The following is a 14,840-nucleotide window of genomic DNA, read 5'->3' as shown; positions in this document are numbered from 1 at the left end:
ATTGATAACTGTAAAAAGTTAAAAGGACAAAGTACGCCCTGTTTGCTAAATCAATTTAGCATCACCAACAGCCACCAGTGCGCCGTTACTGATTCTATGCATCACTAAAATCTACATCGCATGAAACCACATTGATCACCATCAAACAACACGTTCTGAAGTAAAAAAACTTTTATCAGCCTGAAAAAAGCTGACAGTCGAAACAGCACATCCTGCTGTTAACGGCTACCTATTTCCTAACAATTTTAAAAGAATGCCCGTTATGCACAAGTTCTTAGCTGTGACCACACAGCTGACTGCCACACTCTTGCCCTGTATGTTCCGCCAAGTCCGGCACATGGCAAAAACCATCACCCTGGCGCTGCTCAGCATCCTGTTACTGTCATCCGTCCTCTTTGCCTCTCCCGGCAGGGCGCAGGACATCTCTACCAAACAAATCACCCTGACACTCAAAAATGAAACACTCAAAAGCGCGCTCGGCAAAGTGGAAAGCCTGTCAGGCTTCCGCCTCGCCTACCCGCCGGAACAGGTCAACCTGTACAAAAATGTCAGTCTGCCTAAAGGTACCCGCAGCGTTAAAACAACACTGGAACTGCTGTTGACTGACACCTACCTGCACTTCCGGCAGTCAGACAACATCATCATCATTTTTCGCCCGTCAGAACAAAACAGCCACACCGCGGATACCACGGTACGTCCGGCCTCCCAGGGCAGCAACGGTGCGATGCGCACCATTATCGGCTCGGTTATGGAAAACAAAACCAACGTGGTACTCCCAGGCGTTTCTGTACAGGTAAAAGGCACCAGCAGAGGCACACAAACACAAAGCGACGGCACCTACAGCATACAGGTGCCCGCCAATATGAAAACACTGGTGTTCTCCTTCATCGGTTATGAAACCAGGGAAGTGGAAATATCCGCCTCCAATCAAACCGATGTGACCATGATGCCCTCCAGCCTCGGCCTGAAAGACGTAGTGGTAGTGGCTTACGGTCAACAGAAAAAAGCTACCGTTACCGGCGCCATCGCTTCCATCAGCACCAAGGAACTGGTGCAAAGCCCCGTGTCCAACCTCACCAACGCGCTGGCAGGACGCCTTCCCGGCCTTATCACCACCCAGCGAAGCGGCGAGCCCGGCGTAGATGCCAGCAACCTGTACATCCGCGGCGTAGGCACGCTTAACGGCGCCTCCCCCATCATCATGGTAGACGGTATCGAAAGACCCATGGACTACGTAGACCCGAACGATATCGAAACACTCACCATCCTGAAAGATGCCGCCGCCACCGCCGTACTGGGCATGCGCGGCGCCAACGGGGCCATTCTCATCACCACCAAAAGAGGCAAGGCCGGCGCCCCCTCTGTCAATTTCCGTGCATCCACAGGCATCACCGAAGCCACCCGCCTGCCGCAATATCTCGGTTCCTACGACTATGCGTCCCTGCTCAATGAAGCACTGAAAAATGACGGCGCCCAGCCAGCGTTCACACAGGCGCAGCTGGACGGCTATAAAAGCGGGAAACTGCCCAACACCGATTATTATAAGTTCATCATGAAACCGTCCACCGTAGCGCAGGGCAACCTCAACGTCAGCGGCGGCAACAACATCGCGCGTTACTTCATCTCCGCCGGCTACAACGTGCAGGACGGCCTTTATGCCCACACCAAAGAAAACCAGGACGGCTACACCGGCAACAATAACATGAAACGGTACAACCTGCGCGCCAATGTAGACGTAGACATCACTCCCGACCTGGCCGCCCGTGTAGACATTGCCGGTATCATGACCGACCGCCGCGATGGCAACAACTCTGCCAGTACCATCATGAACCTGGCCAACCGCATGGCGCCCATCTATCCGATCGTGAACCCTGACGGCTCCCTCTGGGGAAACGGCACCTTTCAGTCCAACATCCTCGGGGAACTGTCACAGAAAGGATACCGCCGCTGGTATAACAATACCGTACAGGGAACTTTTGCCCTCACCCGCAAACTGGACATCATCACCAAAAACCTGACGGCCAAAGTTTCTTTCTCGTACGACAACACCAATTCACCCTCTGCCTCCTACACCCGCAACTACGCCGTATTTGAACCACTGTACGATGCACAGGGCAACATCACCAGCTATAAACAGTCCGGCCAGGACACCAAAATAGACCCTAACGGTTCCTTCAACGGCGGCGGCGCCAACCGCAGCACCTACCTTGAAGCTACCGCCAACTGGAACCGGCAGTTTGGCCGCCATGAAGCCACCGCCATGGTACTCTGGAACCGCCGCCTCAACGAAAACGGGTCATCCATCCCGAGAGCATACCAGTCACTGCTCTTTCGCGGCACCTACAATTACATGCAGAAATACCTGCTGGAGTTCAGCGCCTCCTACCAGGGCTCTGAAAACTTCCCCAAAGAAAGCCGCTACGGCTTTTTCCCATCCATCTCCGCCGGATGGGTATTGTCTGAAGAACCATTTATCAAAGACAATATTTCAGCTATCAGCTTCCTGAAAATACGTGGCTCCTATGGTGAGGTAGGCAACGACCAGGCAGGCAGCGACCGGTTCCTCTGGTTCACTTCCTGGGGTGGCGGCAGCCAGTATTATTTTGGCACCAATGCCAGTCAGGCCAACGGCTGGCAACAGGGAGCCATCGGCAACCCCGGCGTGACCTGGGAGCGCGGCCGTCAGGCTAATATGGCCATCGAAGCACGTTTCTGGAACAACCTGTTGGGTATCTCCCTCGATCTGTTCACCCAACGCAGAAGCAAAATCCTCATCCGCCGCAACACTCTTTCTGATGTATTTGGTCAGGACATCAAAGCACAGAACATCGGTATTGTGGACAACAAAGGATTTGAGCTGGAGCTGAGCCACGAAAACACTATCGGCCAGGTGCATTACTTCATCAAACCCAATGTCACTTTCGCCCGTAACAACATCGTGTACCAGGATGAAGTGGCACGGGCCTATCCCTGGATGAAACGCACCGGTCACCCAATCGGCACCAAATTCGGCCTTATCTCTGAAGGATTTTTTAAAGACCAGGCCGATATAGACAACAGCCCTTTCCAGAACTTCTCCGCCTATGGCCCGGGTGATTTCAAATACAAGAAACTTACCGGCAAAGAGTACGACTTCATCCAGTCAGACTTCGATGAAACAGCTATCGGTTACGCCCGTACGCCGGAGATCATGTTCGGCGCCACACTGGGAGCGGCTTACAAAGGTTTCGACGTGTCCCTGTTGTTCCAGGGTGCCGCCCATACCGATGTAATGCTCAACAACGAAGCGGTGTATGAATTTTTCCAGGGTGGTAAAGTGAAGCCCTTCCACCTGGGCCGCTGGACACCGGAGACAGCTGCCACCGCCACCTATCCGCGCCTGCACAGCAATACCAACGGCAACAACCACCGGGGCTCTTCCTTCTGGGTAAAAGACGCCAGTTATCTACGCCTCAAAAACGCGGAGATAGGTTACCAGCTGCCTAAAACCTGGGTAAAACAGGTGGGCCTCTCCTATGTTCGTTTATACGCCAACGGTATGAACCTCTTCACCTGGGACAAACTGAAAGATTACCAGGTAGACCCTGAAATCGGTGATGGCAACGGCGCCATGTATCCTATTCAGCGCATCTGGAATTTCGGTATCGATGTAAGATTCTAAAAAATGAACGTTATGCAATATCCATCTCTCTATAAAAAAATCATGTTCTTCTGTGTAGTGGCCACCCTTACTTTCAGCGCCTGCAAAAAAGGGTTTCTTGACAGGGCCGCCACCACCCAGCAACAGGACAAAGACATCTTCACCAATTTCGCGATGACGGACCAGGTGGTCAACAACCTCTATTCCCGGTTGCGCGGCGCCTATACGTACCTCGGCGGTTATTCCATGTCATCCGGCACAGACGAGGCCAAAGACGCCTCCAACTGGATGGCTTCCATGAGCTTTAACAACGGCTCCTGGTCCGGCAACAATAACCCTATCGGCAATACGTGGCGCGATAACTATGTCGCTATCCGTCAGGCTAACGCCATACTGGAAGGCATTGCGCAGTATAAAACCCCTGATGACGCCAACAATCCCGGCTCGCTGGAGAACCGCATCGGTGAAGTATATTTCCTGCGGGCTTATTACCTGGCAGAGCAGGTACGTCAGTTCGGTGGCGTGATCATCGTTACCAAAACGATCGACCAGAACGACCAGAAAGCCCTTAACCAGCCACGCAGCGCCTACGACGCCTGCATCAACCAGATACTGGCCGATTGTGATGAAGCGATGAAACGGTTGCCTGTCAGCTATTCCTCCACGCAGATAGGCCGCGTCACCAAAGGCACCTGCCTGGCGCTCAAAGCGCGCATGCTGCTGTACAGCGCCAGCCCGCTCTGGGCCATCGCCGGCAAAAACGGATTCCTTGCCGATATCAGCTCCAACAACACCGCCTCCGATCCGGAAAAATGGCGCAAAGCCGCCGCAGCAGCCAAAGCAGTGATAGACCTCCAGACACCGCAGGGAGGTGTCGCCTACCGGCTGGAAAACACGCTGGCAGACAGGCAGACCATGTTCACCAGTAACACCCTGCTAAGCCCGGAAGTCATCTGGGTGCGGATGAAAGAAACCAACCAGGACTATGACCGCTACATTTTCCCTTATGGCAGCAACGGCTGGTCCGGTTGCGCTCCCACACAGAACCTTGTGGACGACTACGAAATGGCCAATGGCCTGCCCATCAGCGATCCTGCTTCCGGCTATGATCCCGCCCAGCCCTATGCAGGCCGTGATCCAAGGTTCTATACTGATATCAGCTACAACGGCGCCCCCTGGAAAGGAAGGAAAATAGAAACGTTTGAAAGAGGGAAAGACGAACAAAGCACACAAACAGACCATAGCCGTACCGGTTACTACTGCCGTAAACTGGCCAACGAAAGTATTACCATCAACCAGGGCCCGGGCCGCGATGTGCATGGCATCTTTTTCCGGCTGGCGGAGTTTTATCTCAGTTATGCAGAAGCACTCAACGAATACGATCCCGGTAATGCAGATATCACCAAATACGTCAACCTGATACGTGCCCGTGCCGGTCAGCCACCACTGCCCGCCGGACTGACACAGGCCGATATGCGTAAACGCATCCGTAACGAAAGGAGAATAGAACTGAGCTTTGAGAACCACCGCTTCTGGGACGTGCGCCGCTGGAAGATCGCAGAGAACACCGAAAAAAACATCTGGGGCATGAAGCCCATCGCCGACGCCACCGCACCGGGCGGCTACCGCTATGAGCGCTTTAAAGTGGAAGACCGGCTGTGGCGTAATGCGATGTACGTTATCCCCATCACCACAGACGAAACCCTGCGTAACACTCAGTTAAAACAAAATGAGGGCTGGTAACATGAAAACGATCCGATTACTGATACTCAGCACTGGCCTGTTCATCCATGCATGTGCCCACGACAACAGCACCCCGGCACCGGAAGCCATAACGATAGCCGTCACCACCGATTCCATCACCCGTGGCGACTATACGCTGGTGTTCATCAACCAGTCGCCGGCTTTCGACAAACAGGTAAAAGAAAGGATGATCAATACTTTCTTCACCGTGTATCCTGTGCTGGCCAATGCCTACAACCCTAACACGCTGCAGAAGGTCACTTTCGTGATAGACCCAGGTTATACCGGCGTGGCCGCCACCAGTGGCGGCCGCGTGGTCTATAATCCCGAATGGTTCCGGCAGCACCCCGGCGACATCGACGTGGTGACACATGAAGTCATGCATATCGTACAGGCGTACCCGGGAGGAGCCGGCCCCGGCTGGCTCACTGAAGGCATCGCAGACTATGTGCGTTACCGTTATGGCCTCGACAATGCCGGCGCAGGCTGGGCCATGCCCGACTACAACCCGTCACAACGGTACGACAACAGCTACCGCATTACCGCGCGTTTCCTCGTATGGCTCGAAAAAAATGTCAACGATAAACTGGTTAAAACACTGGACGCAAGCATGCGGGGCAAAACCTATTCCGCCGGCATCTGGCAAGCCCAGACAGGCAAAACATTAGATGACCTGTGGCTGGACTACGCCAGCCGGCCAACTTTATAAATACCTGGAAAAATGTCATCCCGATTCATCGGAATGTAATGATGCACGTTTTACAACGCCCCGGGCTTCACGCCCGGGGCTACTACTATCCGGAACGCATAAACGCCCGCTGCAGCAGACGAAATAATAATCCCCCGATAACAATTTTGTTTGTTATATTGATACAGCAGCTCCGCAAGTGCGGACGGAGAACCCTTTATGAAAAAAACATATTTCATCTTACACTTTTCGGTGTTCATCGCCGCTTTCACCGGAATACTCGGAAAACTTATTTCGCTCAACGAAGGACTGCTGGTCTGGTACAGGATATTTTTTTCGTTTGTCTGGCTGTTTCTGATTGTGAAGTTGTTTAAGGTGAGTACTGCCATTACCACCCGCGAGAAACTGGATATTGCTAAAGTAGGTTTGCTGATCACTATTCACTGGATATTCTTTTATGGCAGCATCAAATACGGTAATATTTCCATTGGGGCGGTCTGTTACTGTCTGACCAGTTTCTTCACTGCGATCTTTTCGCCGCTGATCAACAGGAAGAAATTCGCAGTCACCGAGTTGGTATTAAGCCTCTTTACCTTGCTGGGCATCAGCCTTATTTTTCATTTCGATGTGTCTTACCAGCTGGGCATCGCGCTGGGCACTGTTTCATCAGCGTTTGCCGCGCTGTACACTATTTACAATGAGCGGCTGGTAAAGCAATATGACAGTAAACTGATCAACTATTACCAGATGATGGGCGGCTGTATCGGCTGGGGTGTTTTATTACCGGTCTATCTCCATTACTTCCCGGTGAAAAGCGTTTTTCCCGGTATGGAAGACACCGTATATCTGTTACTGTTATCCCTGATATGCACAGTTGGGCTATACATCATGTTTGCAGAGTCTCTAAAGCGCATCCCTGCATTTACCGTGAACCTGAGTTTCAATATGGAACCGATTTACGCGATCACCGTGGCATTCCTGTTCTTTGGAGAAGGCAAGCAGGTAAATGGTGCGTTTTATGCAGGACTATTGCTGGTAGGTATTTCCGTTGTTTTGCAAACGGTGATTTCTATCAGGCAGAAGCGCAGGCTGGCGCAGAACGCAGGCGTCTCCCAGGCCTAAAGGTCGGGCTATGGTGAAACAAGCCTGTCATTTATTTTTTAAGAGTTCTTCAAACAGAGAAATCAGTTCTTTTTCGGTATTGCCGCCAAAGCCGGAGTATCGTTTGATCTCTTTTCCGGTATGATCTGTTATGACAGTTAACGGGATAGCGGAAAAATTAAACCCTTCCTTTACACGAGTGATGCCTGCGCTGTCTACTTTTACCTGTTCCCAGGACATCGCTTCCAACCTGACAGCCTTCATCCAGTCCGCCGTATTTTTATCAATGGATATGCTGGTCATGTGAACATCTTTATCGTTGAACTTTGCGTGAATGTTTTTCAGCACAGGAATTTCGGACCTGCAGGGACCGCACCAGCTTGCCCAAAAGACGAGCAGGTTATACCGTGAAGAACCGGCTATCCAGTTTTTTTTGTTGCCGGCAGTGTCAGTCGCCACAAGTGCCGATGGCTCCTTGCGGAAATTGGTCCTCGTATCCATAAAGCTTTTCAGCCGGGCTGCCGTTCCGGAATGTTGTACTTCTTTATTAAACAGCGAGAGCAGGTTTTCCAGTTCCCTGTCCGTATATTCTTCCTTAGCGTCATATATATTCTGCAACAGCGTATAGGCCATAGGGTATTCCTTAATATCACGGCTGTACCTTCTGATGATAGCAGCACGTCTGGAAGAATCTGAAGTGCCTAACCGGCCAAAGCCAGTCATCTGGTGCTTATACATGACTTCCGTTTCTTTACCGGCCTTTATTTCCATGCCGTCACAATAGAAGATACCCTGCTCTGTGCGACAGACCAGGGCTCCGTTAATGGAAATAACACCAGGTTCCAGCACAAAAGCGCTGTGCCGGTATCCCTGCTTTTCTGTGGTAAGCACCCGGTTGATATAACTGAAACTTCTGGTCCTGCCTGCAGAGTCAATATAGCTGATGCAGGCATAGTATGGTTCGAAAGATGGCGGTACCGTCATCCGGAAGCAAAAGGAGTCGTTCTTAACAACAGCGGAATCCAGGAAGACATCCCAGCGAAAGGCATTGGCCAGGTATACCTTTCCATTCGGAATGTTTTTGATATGCCCGATGATTTCTATTTTCTTATCAATAACCGGTGCTTTACAGCCGGTTCCTGTCACGAGCAGCAAAAATATAAATAGGTTAGCCAAATGTTTCAGCATACAAACAGCATTAAATCATATCAACTGAATATAGGATTTTAAAATCCAAATAAGGCAGGCTGCCATTTGCCGCGCGGCGTGTGGAGGATATATGGTATTGTCTGCCAGCGTCTTACCGTGGAATTGATTGGTTTTACGCGCTTAGAAAAAAGGTGGAGCCGCTCTTTGAAATTATCAACAATGGGAAAAACAGGGTGTCTCTGATAATTTGAGACACCCATTGTATTACATGGGTTTCACAGACCGTAGCCTGACGGCTCCTATGCCAGCGCATATGCCGCTACAATATTCGTCAGTTGCAGGTTCGCCTCTTCGAGTCCTGTTAATAATTCCACCGGCAATACGCCCGTTGTTGTTAATTGGTGGTAGTAATCTATTCCTTTGGTGAGTTGTTCACTGAATGTGCGGAAATACTTTTGTTGTTGCGCGAGCGTGTTGTGCCTCCGGGCTTTTTCCAGTTGTTCTGTCAGGTAGTCCAGGTACAGTTTCAGTTCTGTGATGAACATATGCGGTCTTGCGTTTCCTTCCAGGATATTCCGGCGGCCATAGATATGATCGGTCATTGTTTGCAGCGACACTTCCTTGTTGAAATACGCGATGCCCGGGCCGGGGCAGATATTAACAGCGTGACGGCCTTTCACGAAAGTTTGTTCATATTCGATAGCGGCCGCATTGCTAAGGCCTACACATAAACATTCCTTTTCCAGCACAGCTTCCAGTTGCTCCGTATAGACATCCTCCGGCAGTTGGAGTGATTGCAGCTGTGCCACTTTGAGGCGCTGGTACTGACGGGAGGCAGTGCAGACAGGCTTTTCCGTGAATTCGGTATTAAATGAGAGATGTTTCTCCGTGCAGGGGCTGCCGGGTTTTCCGGCCTGAATGCGCGCCAGTCGCTCTTGTTCTGCCGTGCTGCCTTTGAGATAATGGAAGCGTGCGCCCAGCGGAGAATGGTGACTAAGGGTGAGGTCTGCTGTGGTGGCCTCGCGCAGGCGTTGACGGGTGTCAGCGTCTACGGTGGTGGCTTCGGGCACCAGCAGGAAAGGTGTTCCCCAACCGGTGCTGTCCAGTCCGTAGTAGGCATGCAGCAGCTGGTCTTCTGCGGCCGTGCCGATGCCGCCCTGTGCCGAGATATGTAATGGAGGTGGTGAGGTAAAGGTGGCGAGCCCTTTGTTTTCCAGGGCTGGATTGTAAAGCGCAAATAAGGTGTCGGTGAGTTCCTGTCTGCGCAGTTTGAATTCTTCCATAATAGGGCCCATTAGTGTGCCGTCTGACGGGAAGGCGTGCCCGCCGCAGTTCAGCCCCGACTCAATTCTGAATTCGCTGACCCAGATGCCTTTTTTAGCGAGGTATTTTCCCTGTATCAGGGCAGAACGAAAATCGCTGACTTTGACGATGATTTTTTTGCTGAAGTTACCTGTTGCATCTGCATTGAACTGTGGACATTTTTCAAGGTAGTTGTAAAGGCGGGGATTCATGCCTGCAGAAAAGACGATGGAAGAACCGGCGAGGTCACTGTTGACATACCCTCTGAGTGCAGCTATGGCGTCGGAGCCGTCTGCGATGGGTTGCCCGTTTTTATCGAAGTTGTCTTTGTCTGTTTTGGTCATAATGTTGACATCGATGCTGCCGGGCCTGACGGCGCTGCGCAGGCAGGCGGCCAGAGTGGCCTTTTCTCCGGCGTCTGTGGTACTGGTCATTTGCCGGTACGTTTGTTTCAGCGGATGCTGTTCAGGCAACATCTCAAAGTAGCGGACTATTTCGGAGCCGGCCTCAAAGGCTTTGTTTTTGAGCTGCGCCACCTGCTCCTTTACGATGCGGTTCACCAGGTTAAGATAATCAGTAATACGCCGCGCCCTGTAGTCCGGCTCCGTTGCCGGAATAGGCCGGTACGTCTCTCCTATTGTGGGATAATAATGGCTCCGCATCATTTCAATGAGCCGGTCTTCGATGATGGAAATGACAGAAGAGATGCCAAACCGCGCTACTTTAACGGGGCTGTCGATCGTATAAGCCAGTCCCATCACAGGTATATGGAATGTGTGCATGTTGATGAAATTGTTTCAGGCAGCAATATTAGTAAAAAAGGACACAAATATCCTTTTTTAAATGTACCTTTGCACAATTCTTACCAACAACAGACCGGAGATATGTTACAGCTGACGAAAATATTCAGTTTTGAAACGGCGCATGCGCTGCATGAATACAATGGAAAATGCAAAAACATTCATGGGCATTCCTATAAATTGCATGTGACGGTACGGGGCCAAAACCATAGTGAAGACTACCTGCCAGCACCGGGGATACTGGTGGATTTTAAAGTGATCAAGGAGCTGGTGCAGCAGACGATCGTACAGCATTTTGATCACCGCCTGGTCCTTTCGGCCGCCTATATGCAGGCCCATCCGGGTTGCAGCACACAGGAGAACCTGTGGGTGTGGGACATGGAGCCGTCCGCGGAAAACATGGTGTTGTATATGCAGCGGGCGTTAAGAGCGGTATTGCCCGGAGAGGTAGTACTGGCAGGCCTGCGGTTGTATGAGACGAGTGATTCCTATGCGGAATGGGTGCCGGCGGTTTGACCGGTACCTTATTTCTTATTATCTTGCGATCGTCATGATTTGATATTATGTTGTCGAAAACTGCTGAATACGCCCTGAGAGCAACGATTTATATCGCACTGAAAGGGTCGGAAGATAATAAGCTGGGAATTGAGGAAATTGCCCGGGGCATTGATTCTCCCAAATCATTTACGGCCAAGATACTACAGCTGCTCACGCAAAACAACCGCGTGATCAGTTCCGTGCGTGGCCCTAACGGCGGCTTTTTCCTGACAGACCGCGCCCGTAAGCTGCCGGTAAAGGCCATCCTCGAGGCCGTAGAAGAAGAAAGCGTGATCACCAAATGTGTACTGGGACTTAAAGAATGTTCCGAAACAAGGCCCTGCCCCATGCATACCCAATACAAGGCCATCAAAAAACAGCTGAAACAGATGTTCGAAAAAACAGCTATCCAGCAGCTGGTAGACGAATTCAATAAAGGCAACTACTTTATTGATAACCTGAAAGGCGTCCGTAAGCCCTGTTAACCCCGTCATTTCCCACGTCATACATTTTCGTTTTCCCGATAGCCGCCGTGGCATATCGTGGCCCACTTTATATGTCCACTATCATGTCTTTTCCTGATTTATATCAGGTCAACTTTTTTGGCTGGTATATCGAAAGGAGATAATTTTGTTTTTAAATAAGGACGTCGTCATCCTTTATATAACACAGCACAGTCAACGCTTTACAGCAGTTGTTGTTCTATCAATATGAATTGCTTAATACCTACCTGCTATGCATGGCATCATCATTTTCCAGTCCAAGTACGGCGCTACGCGACAATACGCTGAGTGGATCAGCAAAGCATTACAAATACCGGCAGTGGAAGCAGATAAAGTTACGCCGGCACAATTGTCCACCGCAGATTTTTTGATACTGGGCACCAGCATATACATTGGAAAAATGCTGCTACGCCCGTGGTTGCTGCAACATGAAGCTCAGCTGTCAGGCAAGCCGCTATTCCTTTTTGTGGTATGCGCCACCAAACCGGAGGAGGTGGAAAAGCTCAACGGCTATGTGGCACAAAATGTGCCGGCGCCTGTCCTTACCCGATGCCTCCGTTATTTCCTGCCCGGTAAAATCAAATTCAGCGACCTTTCTTTTGCCGATAAGCTGAAAGTCCGTGCCGGCAGCTTCATGGCCCGGCTCATGGGCAAACAGTTCGATGTATCAGATTTCGACCGTCTCGACGAAAAGCTCTCCGCCCCTCTTGTGAGAGATGTTCAACAATTCCATCTGTACCATTCCTAAATAACATCACCGAATGTTCGACAATTCTACATGAGCAGCTTCCAGTTTTAAAATAAAGGACAAAAATATCCTTATTTAAATTCTTCTTAAACAAAAAACAGATATCATGAAACAAGCATCCCTCCTGACAGCAGCAGCTGCTATCGCCCTGCTGCTCTACGGCTGCGGATCTACGCCGCAAGCTGACACCGAAAAACCGGCTGCTGACAATAGCATGGCCGCTACCACTCCGGCAACGCCCACGCCCGCAGCAGCTGCCGCCGCCGATGCAAAAGGCAAAGGCAAGTTTACCAGCGTCGCACTCACCGATCCATTAGATCAGAAAATGATCGCCAGCGGTAAATCCACCTATGAAGTAAAATGTGCGGCCTGTCACAAACTCACCGGCGACAAGCTGGTCGGCCCCGGATGGAAAGGCGTTACCGAAAGAAGGAAACCGGAATGGATCATGAACTTCATCACCAACACCGATGAGATGATTGATAAAGACCCGGCAGCACAAGCCATGCTGGAAGAATGTATGGTACGCATGCCCAACCAGCACCTTACCGACGATGAAGCCCGGCACGTATTGGAATACATGCGGTCCAACGACGGTAAAAAATAATTGCTGACACTCACTCCATCTACATATGAAAAGATTAAGCCTGATGCTGGGCCTGGCAGTCGCCACCACCGCTGCCATGCAAAGCTGCAAAATGAAAACTGCCGCCACTGCGGTGCAAGGCGACGCCGCCAGCAAAACCTACGTGGCCCCCGGCAAATACGATGAAATTTACAACTTCGTGTCCGGCGGTTTCAACGGTCAAGTTTCCGTATACGGCCTGCCCTCCGGACGCCTGCTGAAAGTCATCCCCGTATTCGCGGTCAATCCCGAAAACGGCTATGGCTACAGCGAAGAAACAAAAGCCATGCTCAATACCACCAACGGCCTTATTCCGTGGGACGACCAGCACCACCTGGACCTGTCCCAGACCAACGGGGAACAGGACGGCCGCTGGCTCTTTGCCAACGCCAACAACACGCCGCGCGTGGCCCGCATCGATCTCACCACCTTCAAAACCATGGAGATCCTGCAAATACCCAACAGCGCAGGTAACCACTCCTCTCCCTTCATCACCGAAAACACGGAATACGTGGTGGCAGGCACCCGCTTCTCCGTGCCCCTCGGTTCTGAAGATGTGCCCATCAGCTCCTTCAAAGACAACTTCCACAGCACCGCCTCTTTTATCAGCGTAGATAAAAATTCCGGTAAAATGGACCTCGCCTTCCAGATCGTGCTGCCCGGAATGAACCTCGACCTGAGCCACGCCGGTAAAGGGCCATCACACGACTGGTTCTTCTTCTCCAGCTATAATACCGAACAAGCCTATACGCTGCTGGAAGTCAACGCTTCCCAGAAAGACAAAGACTACATCGTCGCCGTAAACTGGAAAAAAGCGGAAGAATATGCCAAAGCAGGCAAAGGCAAAAAAGTTCCGGCCACCTATGCCCACAACACGTACGACGAGCACAAACAAACTGCCACCTCCGAAATCAAAAATGAAGTACTGCTGCTGGACCCGAAAGATTGTCCGGACATGGTCTACATGATCCCCTGTCCTAAATCCCCGCATGGTTGCGACATAGACCCTTCCGGCGAATACATCGTTGGCAGCGGTAAACTCGCCGCCCTCATCCCGGTGTTCTCTTTCAGCAAAATGACAAAAGCCATCGCCGGCAAACAGTTTGAGGGCGACTTCAAAGGCATTCCCATCATCAAATACGAAGCAGCGCTGCACGGCGAAGTGCAGAAACCCGGCCTCGGCCCCCTGCATACCGAATTTGATGGTAAAGGCAACGCCTATACGTCTATGTTCCTCTCCTCCGAAGTGGTGAAATGGAGCCTGAAAGACCTGCAGGTACTGGACCGTGTGCCTACCTACTATTCTGTCGGCCACCTGATGATCCCAGGCGGAGACACCAGAAAACCCGGCGGCAAATACCTCGTAGCCTACAACAAAATCACCAAAGACCGCTTCCTGCCTACCGGCCCGGAACTGGCCCAGTCAGCACAACTGTATGATATCTCCGGTGATAAAATGCAGCTGATACTCGACTTTCCCACCTTTGGCGAACCGCACTATGCACAGGCATGCCAGGCCAGCCTGATCAAAGACAAACAGGTGAAATACTATGATATCAACAAAAACGGTCACGACTATGTGACCATGGGAGAAAAGAAAGCCAATGTGGTCCGCAAAGGCAACCGCGTAGACATCTACATGACCGCCATCCGTTCCCACCTGGTGCCTGACAACATCGAAGGCGTATTTGTTGGCGACGAAGTATATTTCCACGTCACCAACCTGGAGCAGGACTGGGACATTCCGCATGGCTTTGCCATCAAGAACAATCCCAATGCGGAACTGCTGATCATGCCGGGTGAAACCGTGACACTTAAGTTCTCACCAGATAAACAGGGTATTTATCCGTTCTATTGCACCGACTTCTGCTCTGCCCTGCACCAGGAGATGTCCGGCTACCTGCGGGTATCCCCCAAAGGCGCCAACGTACCGCTTAAATTCGGTACCGGAGAAACCGTGACTTCCGTCGCAGCTAAATAAACATCCCGCCGGCGGTGCTGTTC

General features: G+C 51.2%; 11 protein-coding genes. 9 read left to right on the top strand and 2 right to left on the bottom strand.

Going from position 1 to position 14,840, the window contains the following annotated elements; genetic code table 11:
* The first annotated feature begins 262 nt into the window (after positions 1-262).
* The 4 genes from HGH92_RS19495 to HGH92_RS19480 all read left to right on the top strand — a co-directional run bounded on the left by HGH92_RS19495 (position 263) and on the right by HGH92_RS19480 (position 7,193).
* Positions 263-3,661: a SusC/RagA family TonB-linked outer membrane protein gene (locus HGH92_RS19495; protein ID WP_168872427.1), complete on the top strand. Its 3,399-nt coding sequence runs from the start codon at positions 263-265 to the stop codon at positions 3,659-3,661.
* 12 nt (positions 3,662-3,673) lie between these two features.
* Positions 3,674-5,383 (top strand): RagB/SusD family nutrient uptake outer membrane protein, encoded by a 1,710-nt coding sequence (locus HGH92_RS19490; RefSeq protein WP_168872426.1) that lies wholly within the window; start codon positions 3,674-3,676, stop codon positions 5,381-5,383.
* Between the two features lies 1 nt (position 5,384).
* Positions 5,385-6,092 (top strand): basic secretory protein-like protein, encoded by a 708-nt coding sequence (locus HGH92_RS19485; RefSeq protein WP_168872425.1) that lies wholly within the window; start codon positions 5,385-5,387, stop codon positions 6,090-6,092.
* A 198-nt stretch (positions 6,093-6,290) separates the two neighbouring features.
* On the top strand, positions 6,291-7,193 hold the full coding sequence (locus tag HGH92_RS19480) for a DMT family transporter (protein WP_168872424.1): 903 nt from the start codon (positions 6,291-6,293) through the stop codon (positions 7,191-7,193).
* Positions 7,194-7,220: 27 nt separating this feature from the next.
* Here HGH92_RS19480 and HGH92_RS19475 read toward each other — a convergent pair whose 3' ends face one another.
* Complete coding sequence (locus tag HGH92_RS19475; protein WP_168872423.1) at positions 7,221-8,360, bottom strand: TlpA disulfide reductase family protein; 1,140 nt, start codon at positions 8,358-8,360, stop codon at positions 7,221-7,223.
* A 260-nt stretch (positions 8,361-8,620) separates the two neighbouring features.
* Positions 8,621-10,405: a hypothetical protein gene (locus HGH92_RS19470; RefSeq protein WP_168872422.1), complete on the bottom strand. Its 1,785-nt coding sequence runs from the start codon at positions 10,403-10,405 to the stop codon at positions 8,621-8,623.
* A 69-nt stretch (positions 10,406-10,474) separates the two neighbouring features.
* On the opposite strand from HGH92_RS19470, the gene HGH92_RS19465 reads away from it, so the two are divergent.
* From HGH92_RS19465 to nosZ, 5 genes are all read left to right on the top strand, one after another.
* A complete protein-coding gene (locus HGH92_RS19465) occupies positions 10,475-10,939 on the top strand; it encodes a 6-pyruvoyl trahydropterin synthase family protein (RefSeq protein WP_168872421.1) in 465 nt (154 codons plus the stop codon).
* 47 nt (positions 10,940-10,986) lie between these two features.
* Positions 10,987-11,445, top strand: coding sequence for an RrF2 family transcriptional regulator (locus HGH92_RS19460; protein ID WP_168872420.1), 459 nt, complete (start codon positions 10,987-10,989; stop codon positions 11,443-11,445).
* Positions 11,446-11,695: 250 nt separating this feature from the next.
* On the top strand, positions 11,696-12,211 hold the full coding sequence (locus HGH92_RS19455) for a flavodoxin domain-containing protein (protein WP_168872419.1): 516 nt from the start codon (positions 11,696-11,698) through the stop codon (positions 12,209-12,211).
* 106 nt (positions 12,212-12,317) lie between these two features.
* The gene (locus tag HGH92_RS19450; RefSeq protein WP_168872418.1) at positions 12,318-12,818 is read left to right on the top strand and encodes a c-type cytochrome; all 501 of its coding nucleotides are present in this window, start codon (positions 12,318-12,320) and stop codon (positions 12,816-12,818) included.
* A 25-nt stretch (positions 12,819-12,843) separates the two neighbouring features.
* Positions 12,844-14,817 (top strand): Sec-dependent nitrous-oxide reductase, encoded by a 1,974-nt coding sequence (nosZ, locus tag HGH92_RS19445; protein WP_168872417.1) that lies wholly within the window; start codon positions 12,844-12,846, stop codon positions 14,815-14,817.
* Positions 14,818-14,840 lie beyond the last annotated feature (23 nt).

This window comes from Chitinophaga varians (genome assembly GCF_012641275.1).
Lineage (GTDB): Bacteria > Bacteroidota > Bacteroidia > Chitinophagales > Chitinophagaceae > Chitinophaga > Chitinophaga varians_A.
This window is presented reverse-complemented; position numbering and strand designations above follow the sequence as displayed.

Coding starts and splice junctions, on each gene's coding strand:
- HGH92_RS19495 (WP_168872427.1), top strand. CDS start 263: ATGCACAAGTTCTTAGCTGTGACCACACAGCTGACTGCCACACTCTTG.
- HGH92_RS19490 (WP_168872426.1), top strand. CDS start 3,674: ATGCAATATCCATCTCTCTATAAAAAAATCATGTTCTTCTGTGTAGTG.
- HGH92_RS19485 (WP_168872425.1), top strand. CDS start 5,385: ATGAAAACGATCCGATTACTGATACTCAGCACTGGCCTGTTCATCCAT.
- HGH92_RS19480 (WP_168872424.1), top strand. CDS start 6,291: ATGAAAAAAACATATTTCATCTTACACTTTTCGGTGTTCATCGCCGCT.
- HGH92_RS19475 (WP_168872423.1), bottom strand. CDS start 8,360: ATGCTGAAACATTTGGCTAACCTATTTATATTTTTGCTGCTCGTGACA.
- HGH92_RS19470 (WP_168872422.1), bottom strand. CDS start 10,405: ATGCACACATTCCATATACCTGTGATGGGACTGGCTTATACGATCGAC.
- HGH92_RS19460 (WP_168872420.1), top strand. CDS start 10,987: ATGTTGTCGAAAACTGCTGAATACGCCCTGAGAGCAACGATTTATATC.
- HGH92_RS19455 (WP_168872419.1), top strand. CDS start 11,696: ATGCATGGCATCATCATTTTCCAGTCCAAGTACGGCGCTACGCGACAA.
- HGH92_RS19450 (WP_168872418.1), top strand. CDS start 12,318: ATGAAACAAGCATCCCTCCTGACAGCAGCAGCTGCTATCGCCCTGCTG.
- nosZ (WP_168872417.1), top strand. CDS start 12,844: ATGAAAAGATTAAGCCTGATGCTGGGCCTGGCAGTCGCCACCACCGCT.